Raw genomic sequence first — 25,962 nt, forward strand, 5'->3', positions numbered from 1 at the left:
ATGGAAATCACTGTGAATTTAGCACAAACAGATATCGCTCGTTTTTTACATCCAATTTCTGCTGATGAACCGGCAGGATGTGATATCGAATACGAACCTATTTTTGAACAAATAAATGCGGCACGCGAAACTGATGAGGCGTTTCTCCAAGACGATACATGGGGATGTGAAACCCGTCAGGCTGATTGGATGCAGGTTTCAGCGTTATGTCAGGAAGTACTGGAAAAACACAGTAAAGACTTACAGATAGCGTGTTGGTTAACCCAGGCACAAGGGGAGCTGTATGGTTTGGAAGGTATCGTCGGTGGTATCACGTTACTGACCCGCTTGCTGGAAACTTTTTGGCCGGTGCTTTATCCGCCTCTGGATGATGATGAAGAAAACAGTGCGGATACCCGTCTTGGCCGCCTGAGCTGGCTGGATAAACAACTGGTGAAACAGTTGGACAACCTGACACTGACCGATGATGACAAATTGAGCCTGAATGTCTGGCAACGGGTGCAATATTTTGAACAACGTATCGCAGTTAATAGTGAATTACGTGCTCCTCTGATCAGTGATGGTTATTTTGGCATCGCTGAATGTAACGACAGTATTCGTACCACACCAGCCGGGCGGTTTAACCGGTTACTGGAACAGGCCGAACAGGTCCGCAAGGCACTGGAAGCATTGCAGCAAATCATGCTTGGTTTATTGCCAACATCCGGCAACAGTATGAGCGCCAGTACGCAACATCTGCAAAGTCTGGTGACATTAACCGAACGTTTTAGTGAAATTGTTGCTCCGGGATCGACTCAGAAACACAGCAGTGAAGAGACCGTGCCAGGAGGAAAAGAGTCAAACGGCATTAACACAACTTTTTTGGCGGAAGATCGGACGCATCATGAAATGCGCACTATTGCCATTGAGCAAATGATCAACCTCGCCAATTATTTTCGACAGAATGAACCTACCAGCCCGGTGCCATATTTAATGGAGCGGGCAGCACGTTGGGCGAATATGGGAATGGCCGAATGGCTGGAGGAAATGATGGTAGATAATACCTCCGCGCTACAAGAAATTATGCGCGTGATAAAAGGGCCGGATAAAAACAGAGGGCAAAATGAATAATATAAGTTTTTATAATGTCATTAAACGCAGTTTTTTAATATTAACAGTAATTTTTATAATAAGTGGTTGCAGTGATTCCATTTCCAATAATGAAAAACGCTTTCAGGCAATTGAACAGGCCAAACCGGTTTATGCCAGTAATGCTATTCGTTTAAAAATGACTGCCGACGCGCAACTGAATGTTTTTAATAATATACCTAATAGCTGCACGATATTAATTGCCCAGGCGGAAAAACGCGAACAACTGGATAAATTACTGGCTAATCCAGTGTTGCTACGTAATTTATTTGCCGGCACCGGTGCAACAGAGCAGATATTACAGCTTGATAATTATGTGATGATGCCGGGGCAATCCGTCTCTTTACATATTGATAGAGCAGAACAGGCACGTTATATCGCATTGATTGCCGGTTATTACCCTACACCGAATAATACTCATGTACGTGTGTTATCACTACCATTGCATCTTAAGCAGCACGGTTGGTGGAATAAATACTGGAATGCTGAATTTGTTCCCATGAATATTGAGCTGACGTTGGGGCGTTATGCGATTACCCGCAGTGATTTCTCCGCAGGCAACACTGGGGATGAGGTGATTTTCCTCGGACAAACAGCCGGATCCGGCAATGACAGAAACCCATTGAGGAAGTAACGTCATGTTTGAATATAAACCGATGTATTGGTATTCAGGATTGTATTTACAGCCACAACACTTTCAAGCACATGAGCTGCAACATGAATACTGGCAAGGGCGTTATCAGTTACTGACTCAACCTTATGCGTTTGGTGTGGTGAAGTTGGCGTTCAATCTGGCTGCGCTAAGTGATGAAGTGCTCAGTGTTCATAACGCCGCGTTCATTTTTCCCGACGGGTGTTATGTGGATTGTAGTGTCAATAGTGTACTCAGTGCCCGATCATTACGTGATTGCTGGCTAGTACGCGAAAAACCGCAGCGCATTTATGTTGGCTTGCGGATGTTCAGCCACAATCAGAGTAACGTCACCGGTATAACGGATAGCGGAAGTGTCGGTAATATTACCAGCCGCTGGGTGACATGGCCGCAAGAACAGCATATGCGGGATGTTTTTGGTGAAGGACCGGAAGCAGAAGTACAACAACTTACCTATAACTTACGTTTTTTCCTGCACGATGAGATTGCACAAGCAACGGGTTATACCTTGTTGCCAGTGGGTCAATTGCATTGTACCGGTGACAGCATTGAGCTGGATAACCGCTATCTGCCACCCTGTTTGACGCTATACGCTGCGCCACAACTTGGGCAACGCATTGAGCAACTGTGCCATGAGCTGACCGGGCGTGTCCATCAATTGGAAGAATTGAAACGCCCACAAACGCTGGAAGGGGAAGTTTATACCCAGGAAAAAAGCACACTATTGCTGACGTTGCGTACTCTGGCACGTTATGTCGTGCAGTTACACCATTTCCAGGAGGCGCGGGATGTTCATCCCTTACAGATTTTTGGACTATTGCGTCAATTGATCAGCGAGCTTTCCTGTTTTACCGATCGTTGCTCTTTTTTAGGGGAGTGGAACGGGCAGGAAGAAGTACTGGAAAAATATCAGCATCTGAATCTGTCCCTGACTCTCGACAGTTGTGAACGGACAATTACTGAACTGCTCAATGCATTAGTGCTGGAACCGAATACGGTTATCCCTCTGCAACAGGAAAGCGGCGGTTATTATCATGCTGCGTTCAATGTCGCGGGTGTTGGTGAACAGCAGCGGGTTTATCTGGTGCTGCATTCTGACAGCTTTACCCATAGCGAACGTGAAATTCCTGACGATCGCTTGATTAAGCTGGCCGCAGCAGAACAGATCGACGGCATTATTAATCGCGCTTTGCCCGGTGTGCATTTGTATTATCAGGAAATTGCACCGCATGGTTTACCTAACCGGACAAATACACGTTATTTCCGGGCAGAAAATCGCGGGACGCTGTGGCGGCAGGTAGAAGAGAGTGAACGAGTGGCAGTGCACTGGGCTGATGCGCCAGACGATTTGCAGATAGAGATCGTTATAGTGAGAGCATCATGATGCGTTTGTTAGATTGTTACATTCCGGTATTCACTGGTGTGCTGCGCATGATTCAACAGCAGGTGAATCATGCCGAAGAGTTGCGGCAAACACTGTTAGCCGCGCTGACGCAGGCACAAAATAAAGCGCGTCTGCATGGTTATGGATTGCAGGATATCGAAGAGGCAAATTTCGCTGTGGTGGTTTGGGCAGATGAAGCCATTTTGTGCGCAGGTCAGAAAGAATTGAGTGTTTGGCGACAATCATCATTACAGGCAGAGCTTTATGATGCCGAGCTTGGTGGAAATACGTTTTTTGATCGTCTTGCCGCGTTGATACCAGATAATTACCAGGTTCGGCTAGTCTATATTTTTTGTTTGCTTTCTGGGTTTTATGGCCGTTATGGCAAACGTGACAATTTGGAATTGCATAATATCATCCAGCAGGAATTAGAGAATCTTCCTGATACTTTGCGTCGTTATATTTCCTTAGAAAATCATCGACTAATGAATACACGCGATAATCTTCTGGAAAATAGACGGCCCAATAATAAATGGCGTGTTAAATTAATATTATTCATGTTATCTCTTACATCAATTTATATTTTCATCACCGTCTATTTATTGAATATTGACCGATAAATTCGGAAGTTAAACATGAAAAAATTACTTTATGCCATTGGCTGGTTCAGCATGGTGGTTGTCTTTCTGCTACTCAGTTTAGCTATTGCAGTCGCATTTTCATGGCCGACAATAGGTGGCCTGTTATTGTTTCTTTTCCTATTACTGTTGTTATTGCTGCTGCGTGGAGTGATGGCATTTATACCCCAGATAACAAATAAACTGCGCGGGGTAAATACATTCTGGCGGAAGGGAAATAACCGTCTGGAATATTTACTGTATCAGCACTGGTGGTGGGGAGGACGTTTACAAAGCTGGCGCCGGTTCCGCTCACTGTTACACCGTAACGGACCCATGCCACCGTGGTTTATGGTGATGGGAGAGCGCGGTAATGGTAAACAGGGACTATTAGCTCACTGTAATGTGGTGCCGATGACAGGGCAGAATCTACCGTTGCTTACAGAGAATAGCTTTACCTGTCGCTGGTGGTTTTTCCGCCGTGCCATGTACATGGTAGTTTCTGGTCGTTATACCGAAGGGCAATCTTTGCACCGGCAAGCATGGCTGCGTCTGATACGCTGGATCGCGCAAGTACGTAAGCCCGCTGGTGTATTGGTTTGCTTGTCAGTGGAGCAGTTGCTAAAACGCGACAATAGGGCACTGTATATTGCAGCACGCAATGTGCGGGCACAATTGGAGCCATTACAGATACGTCTGGAACGCCGCCTGCCAGTTTGGTTGATCCTCACACATAGTGAAGCATTGCCGGGTTTTAACCACTGGTGCGCACAACTATCGGTAGAACAACGTGCTGAATTGCTGGGCAATTTTATTGAGCATCACACGGATAGTCATGTCACCGATGCGCTGGACAAGAGTATGAGCACGATTGTCAATGCCTTAAAAGCGATGCGCCTTAAACTGCTCAATCAGCAACGGCAACAACCGGAAGCTGAAGTGTTGGCGTTGCCGGAAACTGTTGCTCAACTGCAACCGGCACTGGGCTACTACCTGAGTGCATTATTTGATCATGACCATTATCTGGAGCATGGTCTGCTGCGTGGCCTGTTTTTTACTGCGGAACATCAGGCAGAACCACAGCAAATTGAAGGCGTTTTCAGCCACCGTTTGTTGGGTGAATATCTGCCCGGGCAAATTCACCGTACTGATGCCGTCTTACTGACAGGTTGGCGAACACTGACCAAACGTGCGTTGATTATCATATTCAGTTTGATGCTGGTGTATGGGGCAGGTAACGCATTAATCACTACCTGGCGTGGTGTCATGCAGCTTGAAAATATCCATGAAGCAAATCCGCTTGAGCGCAGTTACTTGCGTTATCGGCAGGTTGAGTATTGGTTACAGGAAACTCTATCACATCTGATTTTTTATCCGGTTACCCATACGATGGAACAACGTATGGCGAGGGACTATCAGCAACAAGCGCCAGTCGGGGCATTTAACCCGAAGTCGGTGGTTACACACTTGCTTGCACGCTTTCATAACGCTGGAGTACCGCAAAAACGACTGTTGGCTTTACATTGGGCGCGTTTTATCAATATTGAACAAGCAATGGCGCATGGCGCTACGCTGGAAACTTTACAGCGTATGCCAGCTTATTCCGCTTCACTGTTAAGCGGTGAAAATGATCCTTTATCGGCAGAACAGCGTGTGGCTCTGCGTTTAGCGCAATATCAACAGAACAACGCACAGCAGAAATTTGATCAATGGCGGAATGTATTGCAATCCTTACTGGAGGATACCGGTAATTGGCAATGGCTTTTAGCCGACGAACAACCCTCAGGAACACGTTCGCTGACACTGGCGGATTTCTGGCCGCTGACCGGCGATGATGCCACCAAAATTAACGCCCGTATTCGCGGCATTTATACCCAGGCTGGTGAGCACAATATTCAGGCTACTCTGGATGAACTAGCACAAGCGCTTCACAGACCAGTGGTTTTTGTTCCTTTACAGCACTCGTTTCATCAACAGTATCAGAATCAGCGCCAGTCAGAATGGTTAGCATTCGCTCAGGTTATGCCACAAGCGGAAGAGTGGGTACGCGGCAAGAAAAACTGGAAAGCGCTGATATTGGCAGCAGGTCAATATGATAGCCCCTATATCGCCTTTTTAAAGCAGTTGGAGAGTGATTTATCTACGGTGGCGCAGGAAGATCAGCAGCCTTGGTTGCAGACGCAGCAGCGTTTATGGCAACTGCATGGTTATGTGCAAAAAAGCAACATGATGCAACGCGTCTCGCTGGGAAACATCTCTTTACGCCAGCGCATCATGTCATGGCTTGGCATTTCACCGCAGATCTCTGTGCAGCTGGATGACAACGCGCTGACCCGCTATCGCGCCTACCGGCAGGCTGTGCAGTTAAATAGTCAGCGTGCATTACTCAGTGATATGGAAACCGAGCTGTTGGTTAAAAATGCGCTGAGTAACGAGAAGGGGGAACTGGATGATAACGGCTTACGTACACTGTTTAACCGTTTTACTTTGTGGCGTCATGAAACTGAAAGCAAACAGAATGAAGCTGTCAATGAAACGTTATGGCGACTCTATCAGGGCGATGCTCATTTGGTACTGCGTTACACCTTCTTAAGTGCCGCCAGCCGTTTGCAAACACAATGGGAGAGCAAAGTGATCTGGCCGATGGAAAAATTAAGCAAGCAGGAACTGTTTGATGGCCGGGAATTGAATACGCGGTTGTATGAGTACAGCAACGCGTTTGTACGGGATACCGCAGAGTATGCGCTGGATATTCGTCCTGAGGGCATTAAACGCCAGGCAATAGAAGATGTGATCTTTCCGTTTAACGATGATTTCATTTTCTATATCAATAACCTGATCCAGCCGAACGACATGCTTTCATCGACATCTGATATACGCCGTCGCCTGCAAGAGAAACTCAACTTGCTGGAAAGTGAGCGTGAACGGGCAACTGCACAGCAGGAACCGGAACAGGATCAATCGGCGGAGGTGATGATTACCAGCCAGCCCGCGACGGCCAATCGAGGAGCGCAGGTATTGCCGGTTGGCAGTTCAGTGACGCTGAGTTGTGATGATGGTGTACAGCAACTCAAAAGCATGAATTTCAATGACAGCAGGACCTTGCACTGGAATCCGGGATCATGCAGCAAGGTACAGATTGAGGTGTATTTCCCCGACTTTACGTTAAGTAAAAGCTACGTTGGTACTGATGGTTTGCTGCAATTTTTCCATGCCTTTTCCAGTGGTGAATTGACGCTGGCGGCACAGGCATTCCCACAGCAACACGATGAATTAAGTGCGCTGGGTATCAATAACATCACCGTGCGTTATCAGATCAGCGGAGGGAAGGAAGTTTCAGCATTGTATCGGCAATGGCAGCAACATCAGCAGCAACAAACAGCGTTAGTGGAACAACGCAACCGACTGGACAGCCAGTTGCTAAATTTAAGTGAACCGGTGGTGGCGAAAGGAACCCTTTCGACGTTGCCGTTACAGATCACCCCATATTGGAATGAATTAAGGAAACCTAAAAGTGAGTAGTTATCTTAAACAGATCGTCAGTAAATTAACGGTGGAAGCGCGTCAATGTCTGGATGAGGCCGCTAATCTGGCAGTACGGCGCACCCATCATGAAGTGGAAATTGAGCATCTGCTGCTGTCTTTGTTTGAAAAACAGATGCCGATGATGGAACAGGTATGTCACCACGGTGGTATTGATGCTATCGCGTTGCTGAATGCCTGCCAGCAGTCACTGACGTTATTACGCAGCGGTAATCATCGTCCTCCGGTACTTGCTACTAACTTGACAGAATGGATGGAACAGAGCTGGATGTACGCCAGTACCCACTGGGGAGCGTTGCAGATTACCCCACAGGCGCTGATTGCGGCACTGATAATGAATCCGTCACTGCATCATTCACTCACATCGGAGCTACAACAGGCGTTACAGTGTAACATAAATGCTATAGAACAGTGGTTGCGTACACAGGTACATACAGAACCGCAGCACATTGCAGCTCCCGTCGGGAATAATACCCAATCCGCGTTGGCGCAATACACTCATCACCTAACGCAGGCGGCGCGTGATAACACACTGGATCCGGTTTTAGGTCGTGAACGGGAGATTCGTCAGTTAATTGACGTGCTATTACGTCGCCGCCAAAACAACCCGTTATTAACCGGTGAAGCCGGTGTCGGTAAAACAGCACTGATCGAGGGACTTGCTCAACGTATCGTCGATGGCCGTGTGCCGGAAGTGCTGGCACAGGCCGAATTGTTCACGTTGGATATGGGGCTGTTACAAGCGGGCGCCAGCGTAAAAGGTGAGTTTGAAAGTCGCTTGCAGAAATTATTGGATGAGGTGAAAGGGCATCCTACACCGGTGATTTTGTTCATTGATGAAGCCCATACTCTGATTGGCGCTGGTGGTCAGGCCGGACAAAACGATGCAGCCAATCTGTTGAAACCGGCGTTGGCGCGTGGTGAATTGCGCGCTATCGCTGCAACCACTTGGGCGGAATATAAGAAGTATTTTGAGAAAGACGCCGCGTTAGCACGTCGTTTCCAGGTGATCAAAGTTGAAGAGCCTTCGATCGAACTGGCGAGGGCCATGTTGCGTGCCATGACGTCGGCGATGGAAAAACATCATGGCGTCAAAGTGCTTGCAGAGGCGGTGACAGAAGCGGTTGTATTATCCAGCCGTTATATCAACGGCCGTCAGTTGCCGGATAAATCGGTTAGCCTGTTGGATAGCGCTTGTGCCCGTGTTGCCGTTTCACAGACTGACGAACCTGCACCGATTGAAGATCTGCGTGCCATGCTGGCAAATATTGCCACCGAACAGGAAGCATTATTGCGTGAAGGTGGTCATGAAACCCAATTACAGAAGTTGGCACAGCGTCAAACCGAATTGCAGGTATCCCTTGAGAAAATTTTGCCGGAATATCACGCTCAACGTCAGTTAGTGAATGACATCCTTGCCTGTGAGGAACAACACGACGAACGGTTACCTGTGCTGCGTGCGGAACTGCGTCAGCGCCACCATCAGCATGCCTATGTATTTGACTGCGTTGATGCTGCCTGTGTTGCGGACATTGTTGCCGGCTGGACCGGGATACCTCTTGGCCGGATGGTGGAAAATGAACGCGATGTGCTGCGCCAGTTGGAAACGCGCCTTAGTCAACGGGTAATGGGGCAAGATCATGCGCTTAATCAAATAGCTCGTCAGATTCGGATTGCTAAAGCACAACTGGCTGATCCAGTAAAGCCGACCGGCGTATTTATGCTTGCCGGTCCTTCTGGTGTGGGGAAAACTGAGACTGCCCTGGCATTGGCTCATGAGTTGTATGGCGGTGAACACCATCTGATCACCATCAACATGTCAGAATATCAGGAAGCGCATTCTGTTTCCGGTCTGAAAGGCTCCCCCCCAGGATATGTTGGTTATGGACAGGGGGGCGTGCTGACTGAAGCGGTTCGCCATCAGCCCTACAGCGTGGTATTACTTGATGAGGTCGAGAAAGCGCACCCTGATGTACTGGAGCTATTCTTCCAGGTGTTCGATAAAGGCATGATGGAAGATGCCGAAGGGCAGCAGATTAATTTCCGCAATACGTTGATTATCCTGACCACGAATGCCGCATCGGATTTGGTGATACGTGCAGCGATGCAAGGCGTAAAAGTACAGGGGGAAATTCATCCGGCAACCCTTGAAGATATTCAGGAAATTATCCGGCCGGAACTGCAACGTATCTTTACGCCTGCATTTTTAGGTCGCTTGCAGGTCATTCCTTATTTGCCGGTACATGGCGAAATTCTGCATGCCATTGTGCATCATAAACTGAATAAAGTTGTGATGCGTTATCGTCAAGCAACTCAATGCGAGTTGCACTATAACAATGCGCTGGTGGATTTTATTGCTGAAGGATGCCGGATAGCGGAAAGTGGTGCCCGTGAAATTGATAACCTGTTAACCCAATTCGTCTTGCCGCTGTTATCCGATCAATTACTGTTAGGAGAGGCACCGGTGAATGAGGATGTATGGCTGGATGTTATCGAAGGCCAAATACAGTTATCGTAAAAACAAAAGAAACTATTGCCACTAAGAAAGACTATCAAACATTATCAATTTAGGGTAAGAAGCTGCCTACTTTGCTATTATTACCTTATAATGTAACATTTCGTGTTACGTATTATCTTGTGATGCAACATTCAATGCTGCATATTATCTTATGATGTAACATTCGGTGTTACGAAATGAGATCCTGATGAAAATGAAAAAGATAGTGGTCTTTTGGTCTATTTTTACGCTAGTCAATTTTGCGCTGGCATTGCTGAATTTGCAAGTGCGTGATGTCTGGAGTCTATCGTCATTGGTGTGGTTTCCAGCGGGCCTGTTACAAGGCATTTTTTGCGCAAGGGCACCACGGTACTGGCCTGTTTGGTTAATAACGGGTGCTCTGATTTCGTTAACAGCTAGCCAATGGTATGGCAGACCGGTGAACGTCTCACTGATATTTTCTTGTATCAATGTAGTGATGCTGGTAGTGACAGGGTTAGTTTGGCAATTTTTCTACGGTGTAATGTGGGCCCCAAAGCGGGCAAGTGACATCTTCAATCTGACAGTGCTTTGCTCATTAAGCGGAATTATTGAGCGATTTATGGCGAAGTGGATACTTCATTTATTGGGTTACCCTATTGATATATCTATTTCATTACCGATTGTTGTCGGTTCTGTGTTGAGTTATCTGCCGTTTACATTTTTTGTTATTTCTTGCATCACCTACAAAAAAAGCCGGGTTGAAGACAGGAAAACCTATGGTTTATGGTTGGTAGCCGTGTTTGCTATGACAGCATTGTTTACCAGCCCGCCTCCTGAAACCGGGAAAATACATTGGCAAGGAGTAGCGCTCCTCTTTTCCTTCGGCCTGCCGATGCTACTGGCGTTAAGAGGTGATTTGCTGGTATTAAGCGGCTTTTTATCCTTATGCACGGTAGGGATCGTGAGTGCAACCACTTTTGGCTTTGGGCCATTCGCATCCCGATTAATGAGCATCCAACAGAACGTGCAAATTGCGGCATGGTACAGTACCGCATTTACCCTGCCTGCGCTGTTATGCTGTAGTTGTTTATATAATACAATCAATGTATTACATCGCCGTAAAGCGCATTTTTTGTTAATGAGTGCTATGCTGGAGCAAGAACAGGTTAATTGTTTTCGGTTAAGTGCCGACGGGCACCTGTATTGGCATCATGACGCGGCCTGGATGCGATGTGGAAAAGCACCCGCCTGCTGGTCACAGTTAATGGCTTGGGTGCATACAGAAGATCGGCAGAAAATCGAACAGCTTAAACGTTCCGTCTCGCGGATACCGCAGACATTAAAAATTCGAATTGCTGATGGTAAAGGTGAATTTAACCCGGGGATTATCGCCTTGATCGTTCATATCGGCGAAAATGCCGGTTTTATTGAAGGAACTATGCGTGAAATAGCGGATAGAGAATAATATGGAGAAATAACCAATGCCAAGACAAGTCATTATTGCTGACGATCATCCAGTCTTCTTATTAGGGCTACGCACCGTATTGGCAACATTACCCGAGAATTATCAGGTTGTGGGGGAGGCGCATGATGTGACGACACTTTTTTCTCTGCTGGAGGAAAAAGAGGCGGATATGCTGATTACGGACTTCAATATGCCGGGTGATAACCAGATCGACGGTTTGCGGATGATTAGTCGAATTCGTGAGCAATATCCGAATTTGCCTGTTGTAGTGATCACGATGATCAGCGACCGGAAGATGATAGCTTCATTGATTAATTATAAAGTGAAAGCGATTTTAAACAAAAACAGTCTGTCTCACGAGTTAGTGAAAGGATTATACAGTACAACAGGGCACGATAAGCCTTATTTGAGTGAGCAATTTATTGAATTTCCGGACAAGGAAGTGGTAAAGGCGCTGACCGGCAAAGAACTGGAAGTGATTAAACTATTAGGGCAAGGGTTGAGTGTGAATGATATCGCTGCACGTTTATACCGTACTAAGCAGACGATCAGCGCACAAAAAATCAGCGCAATGAAAAAACTGGGGTTAAATAATGAAGCAGCGCTTTATAATTATTTGCATCAGGTTGGACTGGGATTGTAATAGATGAAGGGCGGCCGGAAAGGATCACGATGGTTAGCTGTATTGATACTCCTATTGCCATTATCTGGCCGGAGTCTCAATCTGTTTGAATACCGTAATGCGCAAGAATTGCCTTCAGACGGGCTACCGGTGGCGTTTTATTCGAATGTCGTCACTCAGGAATTTGCGCCATTACCCACCAAAGAGCAAGAGATTCTGGTCCCACACTTTCCAACACTAAAAGTCGGCATTCTCTGCTGCATCGGTGCGCCATTAGTGATCCATCGCTGGGATGGCAAGTTGGAAGGGATTTACGCTGACTATCTGCGCCTGATTGAAACCGTATTAAAAAGGCCGGTAGAGGTACGGCTGTTTGGTAACTGGGAATCAGCCTATGCAGCATTACAGCGTGGAGATATTCAGTTGTTATCGCATTCTGCTTCACCTCAATCTGGAAATAGGAAGGGTGACACTTACCCGATTCTGGTACAGCCGCTTGCCCTGATTGTGCGCAAAGAACACGTCAATATGCCGTTTGCACAAATGAATATTATGGCAGCACCCGGCAGTAACCCGAATACCATTGAGCAATTGCGTCAACATTACCGCAGTGTTTTGGTGGCGAAAAACCAGCAGGAGGGAGTACAAGCCGTGGTGGATGGTGAAGTCGATGCCTATCTGGACGGACAAAGCCAGATTGCCTATTTGCTGGCATTTCGTCCGTTTACAAAGCTGACTTACCGGCGGGATATTTCTCAGGGCGAGCGGTATGATTTTCTTGCCCACAACGGCGATGGCATCGTTGAAACAACAAATCTCATCCTGACTGCCATTCCTCACGAAATCAGAAATAAGGTTTATCAACGTTGGGTTTCTGGGCTGGCTCTGGGCGGCAATAACGACACCACAATATTTTCGTCACCAGAAAAAGCCTGGATTAAAAAAAATCCTGTAGTCAATGTCGCGATTAGCCGTACTGCGCCGCCTTACTCATTTCTAGATAAAGATGGGCAACTCGCTGGCCTGGATGTGGATATTTTACGCCTGCTGGGAGAGAAAAGTGGCATTACCTTTAATTTTATCCCGGCAGATGGCGCGGTGGGGGTCAAAAAACTGTTAAAAGATGGCGAAGCTCAAATGACTTCTTTGGTCAGTACGCCAGAACGTCGTCGCTGGCTCTCTTTTAGTCATCCCTATGGTACGGTGGAATGGGTGATGATCACTCGCAATGAACGTAATGCTCCCTATGAGTTTGAACAACTTAAACACCATCGGGTAGCAATTCAGCGTGGTCATGCTCTTCTGTCGGTATTAAAGCAATATCCGGAAATCTTCGTCATGGAAGTTGATAACGTGACGCAAGGTGTTGATATGGTGCTGGCCGGGGCAGCAGATGCAACTTTTGATAGCTTGATCAGTGCTGATTATCTGCAAGCAAGCCACTATGGTACCAATATTTCTATTCAGTTTTTTGAAGATTCATTGCAACCGGAACAATACGCCATCATACCCGCTTATCCTCAATTGGTTGATATATTAAATAAAAGCATTGATGCATTACCGCCAAATGAGCTGCGGGTGTTGCGCCTGAAATGGTTATCTATGGGAAATATAACACCCTATGCTGACAGTAAAATTTCTCCCTGGGCGAAATTGTGGGGAGGGGCGTTATTTGTCATTGCGTTGAGTTCAGCCTTTTGGGGGAGTTATCTCGCCCATCAGATCAGACGACGTAAAAGAGCGGAAAACAACTTACAGGATTTGCTGACGTATTGGGAAACCCTATTTAATAACATGCCTACGCCAATGTTTGTCTGCGATCCGACCATGTGCGTTACGGCAGCGAACCTCTATTTTCGCCGCGAGATGAACACGCTCGGATCTGATGTAATTGGTCGGAGTCTCTTTTCTCTGTGCTTTTTAAAACCTGCCGATGAGCAAGATATTAGTATGATTTTTCTGCGCTGTTTGGAAGGGGCGTCGGCGCATTTTTCCGATCGTAGCATTGCCATCCAAGGGCAGGACAGAGATGTTTATTTGTGGCTTGAAAGTTACAGCAATACCGAAGGCGTTGTTCAGGGAATAATTGGTGGCTGGTTTGATGTGACCGAGCGTAAATTGTTAGCGCAAGAACTACGTCAGGAGCGCGATAAGGCTGAACTTGCCAGTTTGGAGAAATCAGATTTTCTGGCACACATGAGTCATGAGATCCGCACTCCCTTGCAAGCAATTATCGGTATTCTCGATCTAGAGGTAAAACAGCAACCTCTGCCATCTGCGCCATTACATATCGCATGGCACGCTGCGATGTCTTTACAGGGAATCATCGGTGATGTGCTGGATTTTTCCAAGATAGAATCTGGACGTATGGTGCTGAATCTAAAACCGGAATCATTGCAGGATGTTCTGGGAAGTTGTGTGGTGGCATTTAGTCATCGCGCTAAGGAAAAGGGGTTGTTTTTTGCCCGACAATTCGATTTACCGTCTGAATATTACCATCTGCTAGATGCAACACGTGTCACTCAGGTAGTCAATAACTTACTGGGTAATGCTATTAAATTTACTGAACAGGGCGGTGTGCAAATCAGCGTCAGCTATCGGCATATTCCAGAGAGTAACCAAGATGAAATCACGCTGGTGGTTGCAGACACTGGTTGCGGCATCCCGGAAACCATGTATGAAGCTGTTTTGCTACCCTATGTACAAGTGACGCAAAACAATGGTGGTAAAACCGGCACAGGATTAGGGTTACCCATCTCAGTACAGTTAGTTGAATTAATGGGTGGCAGCCTGAAAATCACCGGTGTACCCAGTGGCGGCGCACAAGTTACAGTGCTGTTACCTCTTATGCGCAGTGTTATTGAGAAGGAAGCGGTGAGCGAAAAAACTGAAAATATTGAAGGAGAAATTCATGAATCGCTGAATATCTTAGTTGTTGATGACTTACCTGCCAATTTACAGGTGTTATCGTTGCAGTTAGCCCCATCGGGTCATCATGTTGTATTAGCTGAAAGCGGTGAACAGGCCATGAATCTGATGGAAGAGGGATATTTTGACCTCGTGCTGACGGATTGCCAGATGCCGGTAATGAATGGTTATGAACTGGCTCAGTTATTGAGAAAACATGAGCGACTACGGCAATTACCACCGTTTATTATTCTGGGGTGCACCGCGAATGCATTTTCTACTGAGCAAGCCCGTTGTCTGGACGCGGGAATGGATGGTGTCTTGACCAAGCCGCTGGTGCAAAGCAAATTGCTGGCAGAAATCAACCGTTATTACCGACAGGTGAATGATGAAATCACGTTGCAGTTTGATGAAATTCAGGCCCTGGCCCAGCGAGATGTTACTGTAGAGTACCAATTACTCAGTGCAGTGTGGCAAGGGATGTCGGAAGATATTGCAGAACTGAAACAACCGGAAAATCAACAACTACATGAAAAAGTTACGCACCACGCACACCGTATGAAAGGCGCTTTTGCTCTGCTGCAATATCAGCAAGGAATACGTATATGTCTGCGTATTGAAAAGGGTGAACGTTATGATGGAAAGACGATTGAGGCTTTGTTGACTCGTGCGGAATATTTCCAACAGCAGATTAAGCAGCAATTGGAAATATTGCAAAGTGAGTGATGTGTATCCCTGACGTAAATAATTCGCCCGCGTTATCCGGGCGATGCTCCTCCTATCTGCCCCATTGGAGCGGTAAGTTTATTTTACTAATATCATGGTAGTAAAAATATCCCTTAAGATTTTTGACAATTTCAATGACTGAATATAGGGTTTATATATCAGTGGAAAATTGATATGTCACAACATATATTTAATGTTATTAGAGTTAAATATAAAGCAATAATGTTATTTATTTTAAATCATATTATTGAGTTGTATATATTATTCAAACTGAAATTTTTATTTTTTACTCCATTGCAATAAGATTACAACCAAGAAAAGGATTAATCATGAATAAAACCAGAAGAAAATTATTGGCAACGCTTGGTATTATGAGTATCAGTATGTCTTTTATCACACAAGCAGGAGAGAAAAAAACACAGGTCATTAATAACATATTATCAAAACAGGAAATTACCGAACATGAAAAATATATGCGGGAGGCAATAAAAGAGGCCATAAAGAACCCAAATTATCCTTTTGGCGCTGTAATAGTTAACAGAAATAGCGGGGAAATATTAAGTCGTGGTGTGAATACAGGTAGAAGTAATCCTATCCTGCATGGGGAGATTCAGGCAATAAATCATTATGTTACTCAATATGGTAACCAAGGATGGGAGAATGTTGCGCTGTATACCACGGGAGAGCCTTGCTCGATGTGCATGAGCGCCTTAGCCTGGATTGGAATCCGTGAAGTGATATGGGCAACATCTATTAGTGTGATTCGTAATGCAGGGATCCGTCAGATTGATATTTCTGCCCATGAGATTGCAGAAAGAGCATCTTCATTTTACAGTCCGTTAACTCTAATCGGTGGGATCTTGGCAAATGAAACAGATAAGTTGTTTCTTGAACGTAAGAGAGGTCAGTAGTTGAAACTATTTTATACCCAGGATTTACACGTCGCCAACAAAACTGGATTGCCAATGTTGAATACATATGAGTGAAGATTTTTGAGCGGCTAATGACAAAGTAAGATCATATTAAGGGTGAAGGTTTGACCAGTAAGTTACAAATCCGCCTTGAAGGTTATCTGCTCGCCCAATCTTTTGACCTGAAATATCCAACCTAGAAAAATCAGCTATAACAATTCGCTAATAAATAACCTGCCTAAAATTCGTCATTATTTATTCAATGTCTTATAAAAAACGCAACAATATGACTGAAAAATATGTTTACATGGGAATAGTTATATCAATAAATAATTTAATATATTAATTATTAATATGTAAATATATGTAAGGATGATTATAATCCGGCGTTATCATTCATGATTCTGCAATATAACCGAAAAACAAAGGAGATAATTTATGACCACAACTACAGAGCAAATCAGCTGGTTTCCTCTTTCTTCTAGTCACAATACACATGCCAAATATGTTCGTACCTACGGTTATGGTCGTTAGGCCGGAGAGGATGTCAAATCCGTATCGATAGACATCCTTTCGCGGCGCGAAGGGCTTCGCTTAAAAACAGACAAAGGATCACTACAATGACTTTTATATCCAAAGACTTCACGCGCCTGCTTAATATCTTGATCGATCGACAGATCAAGACGGCAGGTCGTCAGACTGAATGGTTCAACATGAGCGCCGACGAGCGTGCCGACTACATCAGGCAGGTAGACGAACGGCTACAGGAAATACAGCAGAGCACCCTGAGTGTACTGGCTGCCCAGCATTTTCAGATGCAGGACAACCCTATTTCTGTCGGCGACCAGTTGCAGACATTGCAGCAAAGACGGCAACAGATGAACAATGTACCCAGCACGCAGGCGATCAACGCCTACAAACAGCAACTGGACCGCGACATCCGGTTATACCGCCGTCAGCAGACGGCCATCACGCACTTTGACAGCACTTGGGGCAAGGCTTTGACCATGCTCAATTCTGGCGACGCCAAAACCCTGAATGCGCCGACCCTAAGGAATGACGCAGCGGGCAAACAGGCCAATCTGAATACCAAGATCAGACATCTGGAACAGCAACTGATCACACAGGTGGCCAATTCCACGTTTAGTCAAGAATACGTGACGCTGTTTTCCGAGCTACAAGCCTATAAGGAGATCAATGCCCGCTACAACACCTTGCTCAATACACCTTCTACGGAAGAGGCCACAGCCCTCAGCGCGTTGACCAAGGTGCCGAGGGCCTCCGATGATCTACCGGTAAATATTTCACTGCTGATGATGGAGGAGCGTCCCGGTTACATCCGCATGAACGTCGCGCTGGTCAATGCCAGCACCGATGGCCGCTTCAAGGACTTCTTCCTGGAGAATGGTAGGCTGGTTGTGCCGACGGACGGGGTGCTCAACTTCTCCTTTGGTACCGCCGCCCGCTCCCTAGCCTGGCAACAACAATACCGGCTTAAGAGTGAACCGCCATCCTTTCGCTCGCCGACTTATGCGCCAATTCGCTCGGTGCTGGTCAAAACCAAATTCGTCGAAAAGTACTTTGCCAATCACTTGGTTTCGGAAAGCACCTTACGCGAAGGTTTCAAGGCGCAGTTGCTAAGTAACGGTCACAAGATGCTACTGACCAGCGTTGACCGCAAGGTGCCGAATCAGGTTGGGATTCAGGTATCCGGCCAGTCTCCGAATACCACCATCACCCGCGAGGTGCCATTGGCAAGTGCCTTGAGTGACCTAATCAACCAAAATGCTGATATCACCAGCTTCCAAACTATCGGCTTGGAGGGGTTCCGCCAGAACAGTTACCACCCGGACCGTGACGGGCTTTTCGTCAATATCCATGAGCTGGAACGCTCGGTTGGTTTTGCCAATCGCCAGTACTTGCTGGAAATGCCTCAGGGCAACAGCTATCTGTCCGCGACGCCCTTTGGGGTGATGAGCGTTGACGGCGACAAGGTCAGCAGCAGTCACTTGAGCAAAGCGCAGACTGACGCACTGTATCAATACAACGCCGCATTTTTCGAAAAACTGGAACAACTGCGTGACGGCGGTACAAAAGCAAGTCGCCTGTTCGAAGGCAGCAGCGAGCGCACGGCATTCGAGCAGCAGCTGGTGCGTTTGCTCGAACGCAACCATATTACCCCCGCTGGGGTGTTAGCGCCGGAGCATACCCTTGGCAGCATGCGCGATATCAAGGGCAATAACCTAAACAAAGTGCTGTGGGAACAGGCATTCGCCGCTTCGGTCTGGCAGAGCATTGATAATGATCCGTTGCTGTTCGGAATGGCGATGAACTTGGTAGAGAACCAGGCTATGGCTAAGGTCCTGCAAAGTGGCTATGTACAAAGTGACATCGCCCAAGCCAAGGGCCTGCTGGCACCGCTGTACGAACAATGGCGCACTCGAGCCGTCGAAGCGGAAACCCGTCGGGTCACCAGCGCCAATGCAGCACAGCATCCAAACAACCCGAAAGTACAGATTTTCGATAAAGCTACGGTTGAGCGCTCGCTGGATGACAAGCTGTTCACCCTGTTGTTAACTGGCCCCCAGGGCCTTGAGAGCGCCGATGCGCAGCTGCGTCCAGTGGTTAAGGAAGCACTGTTAAGCAATGAGGGCCGGAGCCTGCGCAAACAGGCCTTGTTTCATGCCTTGCGTCCGGTCGCTGATAGCCTTTCCAAGGCCGCAGTCCCGGTTAATCCTCATGCTATGCTGGGTGCAGGCAGAGTCATAATCAATAACCGGCTGAATCAACCCGACCCGTATCTGATCCTTAATACCAGCCCTGAGGAGCACGATGGCTCGTACCTGATCAAGGACGATAAGTATCGCAGCTACAACCAGTTCCGTCCGGACCCCAAGAATGACGCCACGCGCTACATGAATGATCTGGACATCCCGTTCGTGGGGGGGATTTCCGGGACCACCCAGACTGTCAGCAATGCTTTGCCGGAATTGTTCGGTGGCGCGTTGAGCATCAAGCAGTACTGGCAGTTCCAGATGACCAATGCGGCCTTCATGATCCGTAACGGCTATCACTCGTTCTTCGAAACCCTCTACGTTGCCGCGCGTTACGAACCGGAGAATACGGGCAGTATCGGCAAGGACCTGTTGCAAATGTTCGACAAGTACCGCGTTGAAGGCAGCAAGAGGGCGTTGCAGGGTGAACTGTATGACGGAGTGATGGCGCGAGTCTTGCCGATCATCAATCAGGGATTGCCCGCAGCTGACGAGTTCCATCCACCACGTTTTACCCGTATTGGTCCAAGGCCAGCGCTGCTGGGGCAGGCGGTGAAAGATCTCGAACTCAAGGCTGGGCTGGCGTCTGTAGGTGATGAACTTAAACCCCGTCAAGGCAGCATCGACACCCATCAATTTGCCGTCGATCCTGTACTGTTTGCCAAAACCCATACCATCAGTGCCGAGGTACTGGTCAAGTCGGGCCGCCTGCCGGCAGAGGGTAATGCCCAGTTAGTGAAGGTCGCGCCCAACCTGTATGAGTTAGAATACACCGGGCAAAGCGCCAATGATATATCCGCAAAAGTGCCAGCGTATTTCCTCGGTAACAACGGCCCGAACCAAGCCAATCCAGTACCTGCCTATGTGGACATACCCAAGAAAGCAGCAGCATCGGGCAGCTTCCTCTTCACGGGTACGTTATCGGGTTGCTCACTGGTAGTGACCAATCTCGACGCCAATACCTACCGGGTTTACCACGATGGCCGGATCAACAGCTCGCTGCTGTACGACAACGTGGTGATGGCGGTCGACTACAAGGATTACCAAGTATCCGGTACCGCCGAGGGCCTTGCGGCGGCGTACATGCAGTTCGTCAATGACGAATGGCAACTGGTGTTCCAGCGCCAAGAATATCAACGAGACGGACAGATAGTTTGGCTGGAACTGCGCGATGGTGCGGAGTCACTCTCGATCCAAGTCGCCGACCGTCAGGTGGTGGAGCGCAACCAGGCTGAGTTCGCCACTTACCGTGAGCAGGTTCATCAACAGCTGAAGAAGGTAGCGACGCAGTTTGGGGTGTCGGTCAAAGGGGTTGCCGACGGTGTCTACACAGAGGGCGCGTTTTCTCTTGAGCATCCGGCGATTGCCGCATGGACCCGGTTGCGCGAAGCGGTTCAGGCCAAGGTCAACGCTGACATCGACTTGGTGGCGGACAAGCGCTACCAACTCCAGAAAACACGACACACCTCAAGCGATACGGCCTTGATCGACCAGCAGATCAAGCAACTCAATCTTACACAGGACTACTACAGGGCGCGGTACGATACGGTATTGCGTGAAGCTAGCGCTGTCGAAAAAACCTGGCTCTGGCAGCAGATCAAGGCCAAAGACGGCAGTGTTGCGGTGGTAAGAATTGACGATACGGCCATTCAAGGCGAGGAGCATACCAGCAGCGTGGGCGAGCGTTATGCAACCTCCGAGACTTATCAGCTCGGGGCTCAGGGCACCGGGTTCAGAGATAGCTTGCGCAACTTCCGTGAGATTAAGATCCCTGGGGTAGATGACAAAATGTCGGCCCTGGAGATGAAGCGCCTGTTTCTTGATGGAAAACTCACCCACGAGCAACAGGGTGCCTTGAGCGGTCGCATCACCGAAACCAGCCAGGCCGAGTACATCGACAAGGTACTGCGGCAAACTGCGGTGTTCAGCGAGAACTTCCATGACGCTGGCAGTGTCTTCGAGCGCTTGGTGCCACAGGACTTTTATCTGTCGCTAGTTGGTGACCGATCTGGTGGCCGTTGCTACCCCTTGGTCAGGGCCATGGCCGTGGCATTGGGCAAGGGTGGTGAAGCGGGCATCGACAGCTTGGTACAAAAGCTGTTCTTCGCCTCTGCCGACCCGCAAGCAGGCAGTTCCACGCTGCTTAAGAACAGCCTGCTCAGGCTGCACGCCAATGTTGAAGCCGTTCAAGCCTCCACGGAGCTGGGCCAGTTCAATTTGTCCGAAGTCGTGTCGCGGCTGGCCGCAACGACCCGCACCTCAATATTCGCGCTCAATACCCAGAATCATTCAATGATGGTAGGAAGCGCTGTCACAGCCGAAAGCCGTCGCTACTACTTCTATGACCCAAACGTCGGGATCTTTGCTTTCGACAACACCAAGAGTCTGTCCAAGGCCATGGAGAAGCACTTGGTGGAGAGTAATCTGGCCGCGCACTACGGCTTGTTCGGCAGTAACTCGGCACCAGCTTTCAGCCTGATTGAGATCGATACCGGCAAGATGGCTGAGGTACCTGTGAGCAATGGCCTGAACGTGATCGATCTGACCCGGTTCGAGGAACTGGTCAATGTCATCTGGCAACGGCGTCAGGTCGAACAGGTGGTGAGTACACAAGAGCCGGTCACGGAAAACTTGCAACTGGGCACCGCACTGAAAACCTTTGATGCCGAGCAATGGGGCGCACGGTTCAAAGCCGCCAGCACCCGACTGGTGCAAAAACACCAACTGGACAACCACTGGCTACCGATCATCGCTACAACCGAATACCAAGGGGAAGGTCGCTACCGGGTCCAGTTCATCAACCGTGACCAACCCGAGCAGACCCGCTGGCTAGTCACCGACGATAGCACCTTTGTCGAATTTCGGCGCTTCGTCGATGAACACATAAGTGTGCTGAATGAGCACTTTACCCTAGAGCATGGCCGGATGCGGCCTCGCGGCGGGGTTGGCGAGGTCGCGCCGGTGGACGGGTTGAACGCAGGGTTTGCAGTCCAGACGCTGATCCAGTGGTTTGCTGACAAGAACCGTCACGATGCAGCAAGCGGAGTGGCTTCACCTGATCTAGCCACCGCGCTCAAGGTCCACAGCTACCTCAATTTTGTCCAGATGGCTCACGGTGGCGTACAGGATGTAGTCAAGGTCACCGCGCTGGTACGTACGGCGCTACGGGGTGAAGTGGTGGCCGCCGAAACCTCGCTCAAGGGCTTTGCCTTAAACCTAGGCCACACCGTCAACGAAGGCGCCGGTTTGTTATTTGGCGGCACCATGATCGGTCTGGATGCTTATGAGCTGGCCCATGCCGAGAACGATGTGCAAAAAGCCGTGTTCGGTACCCAGCTGGCGTTCGACTCGGCTAGCTTCGTCACCGGTGCAGCCGGGGTGGGCGCTGGGTTAATCGGTGCCTCGACAGCCGGGGCAGTACTCGGTGGAGCAGGGGTGATCCTTGGTGGGCTTGCAGTGGGCTTTACGGCACTGGCGCAGGCCTTTGGTGCAGTCGCCGAGGATGCCAAGGCGGTGGGCCGTTACTTCGACATGGTCGACAATGCGTACAAAAACAAGGGTTATCGTTATGACGACAAGAACAAGGTACTGGTGCCCCTTGCCGGGGCGGTGGTCAAGAGCATCGACCTGCGCAAGAACCAGATTGGCTTCGATAGCCAGTACATCTACCGTACCCATTCCGGCTCTACCGGTTCGGGGAAAATCAATTATTTCTTCTGGGTTGGTGACTTTCCGCGAATGGTCCACGACTATGACCAGGCAATTGAGGTGCGCAGTGGCATTGGTTACAAGGATGTCCTCCAGCCCCTCGAACATGGCGACAGCAATGTTGTGATCCTGCCGGGCACGCCCAAGTCCTACATCAGTTACGAATACATGCTGCTCCCCGGTGCCACCACACGCCACGACACCGGCTTTGACGTGATCCGCAGGCTTGAGGAAGACAAGCGGTTCGACTACGATTTCTACATTTTTCCGGGTGAGGAGACGATCCGCAGGATTCATCATGAATACATCGACACGCCGATCGAGGTGATGCTCGATCAACGCAACCGGCAACTGGTGGTGCCCGAGCTGCCCAAGGAGCTGCACGGCTTTCTGCGCTACGAGATCAAGGGAGCGGGGGGCGAGTACCTAATCGGCCTCAACAAAGGCACCCGAGTTAAGCTCACGAGCGATGTCGCCAGTAAGTGGATCATCGACAGTAGCCAACTTGCCAGTGACAACATCAGCGTGTCGAAGGACCAACTGGTGGTCGGCGGGGTGGTGGTAGAACTCGATTCGGCCCAGAACGGGCAGGTATTGATAGTCAACGGCAAGGGTGAGGTGCGCAAAGTCGATCTCGCCAGCCTGACAGCTCAAGTGGTAAGCGAAGATGCAAGCAAGTGGCAGGTGCCTGGCCAGAAAATCGAGCAGCATCTGAGTGATTTGGCCAAGGCGCATCAGTTGCACGGACAGTACGTGGTGGTGGAAAACTACCGCCACAATGGGCGTGATGTTGGTCGGGCTTTCTACGACGTAAACAAGGACCGCATGCTGTTTACCGACACCCGCGAGGAGCAGGCCAGACATGCCCAATTGGGTGCAGTGATGGGCGACCATGCCTATTTCTACGACGCCGACAACGCGGTGGCATGGCGGGTAGACATCGCCACCGGGCAGGTCGACGCGCAGTTTGAGCCATGGTTCAACAGGAATGCGGGCAAGATCAGTCGGCTATGGCAGGAGGATGATGCGGTTTACCTGGCGCGCCGTTATCAGCTAAAGGAGAGGGAGGCTGAGTTGAGCTATCGGATCTTCGGTGACCGAATGGAGTTGGTTAGTGCGGTGGGTGATAATGCGCTGCTCCAGCTTTCGGCACGCACCGGTCGGCATAGTGATGAGCTTAAAGTCATACTCCAGAGCTACGAGAACAATAGTACCAAACGTGAAACCCCGATGTATACGCTGGGTGCACGGCTGATCAAGCCAACCAGTGCGGCGCTGGTTACTGTGTTCGGCGTGGACGCGGCTGGCGTACCGCACCGCTACTGGATACGCACCAGCGACGGGACACTAATCAAGCCGAATCTGGCACCACCGGCGGATCAGATCTTGAATTTCGGGGCACACGAACAGACCCGCAGTGCCTGGAAGATCCCCGCCGACTTAGTGTTGGCGGGGAGCATGCCGCAGCCTGGAGGCAAGGAAGTGTTTTTCTTCTACAGTAAGGAGCAAAAAGCCCTATTCCGCCAGGAAGGCGCAGGGCAGGCGGTACTCGACGCCAACCAACCGAGCGCATTGCGGGTCACCATTCCGGCCTTGGTCAACGTGATTAATTTGAACGGTCACCTGGTCGCGATGACCGAGGACGGCCGTGTGGCCCAGCTTGATGCACTGGGACAATTTAGCTACGCAGCCGTCAACGAGCATTGGCTCAAGGGACGTACCCATTGGTGGCAGGACCTGCCCAGCGTCACTGGCAGCAGTGCCACCCTGGCTGTGTTCGGCGTTAAGGACACCGACGGCAAGAGCGTGCTGCCGGTGTGGTACCACAACGGTCAGGTGGTCGTGGCTTCCCTGCAAGACAAACATTTGCAGTTCCTGGGTTTTGAAGCGGACGGCTCCAGCGCGCGACTATTTGAACCCGGCAGCGGCAAGTTGTATCGTCAGCCGCCGATGACTGCCGATGCGCTGGCTGCCGCGTTTGGTACCGACGAAGTACTTGAAGTCTCGGCGCAGCTTCCCGCTGCCAGTGAGCTGACGCCTGAACTGCACCTCAAGGCGGCGGAGCAAGTCGATGTCGGGCTGCGTCTGACCACCGTCAAGGGCGAGATCCTGCTGCGAACCAATGACGGAAAATTACAGTTGGTTGCCGTCGACAAAGGTTGGAAACAGGACAACCTCGCCCGTCTGCCACAGGCACTTGCCGAGGTTGCCAGTCAGTGGCGAGCCAAAGGCGTGCTGACCTTGCAAAGCGATGATACGCAAGGCTGGTTCGATGTCGACAGTGGTCAGGTGTTCTCCTGCGGTGACATTCCTACCGCAGATAACCTGCGTTTTATCGGAATCGCTGTCGGGAAGAAGAGCGCTTACGTGTACAGCCCAACGGACCAAGTGCTGTACTGGGTCAAGGCCGCCGGTGCGCAGAAGCTGAATCATTACACTGGTGTCGAGCGCATGGGGTCGTCGCTGTTGCTTCAGGGCGGGAGCGAGGACGATATAGCCCCACCGTTGATCGCTGGTGTCGACAACGTGGTGCTGCATGGTGGTGCCGATAACGATACCTACCGCCTCAGCCAGGCGATATGGTCGCATTACCGCATAGTCGTCATTGACAACGATGACCCAGGCCAAGCCATGGACCGCTTGATCATACCGGTGGCTGATGCGGAAAAAATCTTCGTCAGCCGCCATGAGGATGACCTGATGCTGACCGACTCGGCCAATGGCACAGTCTTGGTGATACGCAAAGTGTTTGGTAGCCAAGCTGTGACGCACCGGCATCTGCAAATCAAGCTGGAAGGTTCTTCGTCGGTGATCAGCGTTGATTACTTAGTCAAGGGCTTTGCCAAGATGGGAGAGGCCAAGGGTGGCTTGTTCGAACTATCCTGGGCCACCCAGTAGCTTCATTATCTTGAGCTAGCAGGAAAAACTACAGGAAGGGCACAAAGCCCTTCTTGTCTCTAAAACCCGCATAGGACATCACGACTTAAGTGGTAAATAATAACTAAGGCTTGCGAGGTAATTACATACTAGGTCATGGTATATCTCC

General features: G+C 49.2%; 11 protein-coding genes. All 11 read left to right on the top strand.

The genetic code is table 11. The features are described 5' to 3' along the window. Positions 1-12 precede the first annotated feature (12 nt). The 11 genes from tssA (at position 13) to mcf (ending at position 25,814) form a co-directional block, all read left to right on the top strand. Complete coding sequence (gene tssA, locus ACUN2T_RS13345) at positions 13-1,110, top strand: type VI secretion system protein TssA (RefSeq protein ID WP_445493506.1); 1,098 nt, start codon at positions 13-15, stop codon at positions 1,108-1,110. After that, a complete protein-coding gene (locus ACUN2T_RS13350) occupies positions 1,103-1,762 on the top strand; it encodes a type VI secretion lipoprotein TssJ (protein WP_445493507.1) in 660 nt (219 codons plus the stop codon). The genes tssA and ACUN2T_RS13350 overlap by 8 nt, the downstream gene beginning before the upstream one ends. Positions 1,763-1,766: 4 nt before the next feature. Continuing rightward, positions 1,767-3,164 carry a type VI secretion system baseplate subunit TssK gene (tssK, locus tag ACUN2T_RS13355; RefSeq protein ID WP_445493508.1) on the top strand — a complete coding sequence of 466 codons (1,398 nt, stop codon included), beginning with the start codon at positions 1,767-1,769 and terminating at the stop codon, positions 3,162-3,164. After that, positions 3,161-3,784, top strand: coding sequence for a DotU/TssL family secretion system protein (locus tag ACUN2T_RS13360; protein WP_445493509.1), 624 nt, complete (start codon positions 3,161-3,163; stop codon positions 3,782-3,784). Before tssK ends, ACUN2T_RS13360 begins: the two co-directional genes overlap by 4 nt. A 15-nt stretch (positions 3,785-3,799) precedes the next feature. Next, positions 3,800-7,303: a type VI secretion protein IcmF/TssM N-terminal domain-containing protein gene (locus tag ACUN2T_RS13365; protein WP_445493510.1), complete on the top strand. Its 3,504-nt coding sequence runs from the start codon at positions 3,800-3,802 to the stop codon at positions 7,301-7,303. Next, a complete protein-coding gene (gene tssH, locus ACUN2T_RS13370) occupies positions 7,296-9,842 on the top strand; it encodes a type VI secretion system ATPase TssH (protein WP_445493511.1) in 2,547 nt (848 codons plus the stop codon). Before ACUN2T_RS13365 ends, tssH begins: the two co-directional genes overlap by 8 nt. 187 nt (positions 9,843-10,029) lie before the next feature. Further along, entirely contained in the window at positions 10,030-11,268 is a 1,239-nt protein-coding gene (locus ACUN2T_RS13375) for a hypothetical protein (protein WP_445493512.1), read from the top strand. A 16-nt stretch (positions 11,269-11,284) separates the two neighbouring features. After that, positions 11,285-11,911, top strand: coding sequence for a response regulator (locus ACUN2T_RS13380; protein WP_445493513.1), 627 nt, complete (start codon positions 11,285-11,287; stop codon positions 11,909-11,911). A gap of 3 nt (positions 11,912-11,914) precedes the next feature. Further along, a complete protein-coding gene (locus ACUN2T_RS13385; RefSeq protein ID WP_445493514.1) occupies positions 11,915-15,523 on the top strand; it encodes a transporter substrate-binding domain-containing protein in 3,609 nt (1,202 codons plus the stop codon). A gap of 329 nt (positions 15,524-15,852) precedes the next feature. Then, positions 15,853-16,434 carry a nucleoside deaminase gene (locus tag ACUN2T_RS13390; protein WP_445493515.1) on the top strand — a complete coding sequence of 194 codons (582 nt, stop codon included), beginning with the start codon at positions 15,853-15,855 and terminating at the stop codon, positions 16,432-16,434. A gap of 620 nt (positions 16,435-17,054) precedes the next feature. After that, positions 17,055-25,814 carry an insecticidal toxin MCF gene (mcf, locus tag ACUN2T_RS13395; protein ID WP_445493516.1) on the top strand — a complete coding sequence of 2,920 codons (8,760 nt, stop codon included), beginning with the start codon at positions 17,055-17,057 and terminating at the stop codon, positions 25,812-25,814. Positions 25,815-25,962: the final 148 nt, after the last annotated feature.

This window comes from Photorhabdus machadonis, assembly GCF_052657765.1.

What these genes read in the sequence shown, in the direction of transcription:
- ACUN2T_RS13350 (WP_445493507.1), top strand. Translation starts at nt 1,103, where the DNA reads ATGAATAATATAAGTTTTTATAATGTCATTAAACGCAGTTTTTTAATA.
- tssK (WP_445493508.1), top strand. Translation starts at nt 1,767, where the DNA reads ATGTTTGAATATAAACCGATGTATTGGTATTCAGGATTGTATTTACAG.
- ACUN2T_RS13360 (WP_445493509.1), top strand. Translation starts at nt 3,161, where the DNA reads ATGATGCGTTTGTTAGATTGTTACATTCCGGTATTCACTGGTGTGCTG.
- ACUN2T_RS13365 (WP_445493510.1), top strand. Translation starts at nt 3,800, where the DNA reads ATGAAAAAATTACTTTATGCCATTGGCTGGTTCAGCATGGTGGTTGTC.
- ACUN2T_RS13375 (WP_445493512.1), top strand. Translation starts at nt 10,030, where the DNA reads ATGAAAATGAAAAAGATAGTGGTCTTTTGGTCTATTTTTACGCTAGTC.
- ACUN2T_RS13380 (WP_445493513.1), top strand. Translation starts at nt 11,285, where the DNA reads ATGCCAAGACAAGTCATTATTGCTGACGATCATCCAGTCTTCTTATTA.
- ACUN2T_RS13385 (WP_445493514.1), top strand. Translation starts at nt 11,915, where the DNA reads ATGAAGGGCGGCCGGAAAGGATCACGATGGTTAGCTGTATTGATACTC.
- ACUN2T_RS13390 (WP_445493515.1), top strand. Translation starts at nt 15,853, where the DNA reads ATGAATAAAACCAGAAGAAAATTATTGGCAACGCTTGGTATTATGAGT.
- mcf (WP_445493516.1), top strand. Translation starts at nt 17,055, where the DNA reads ATGACTTTTATATCCAAAGACTTCACGCGCCTGCTTAATATCTTGATC.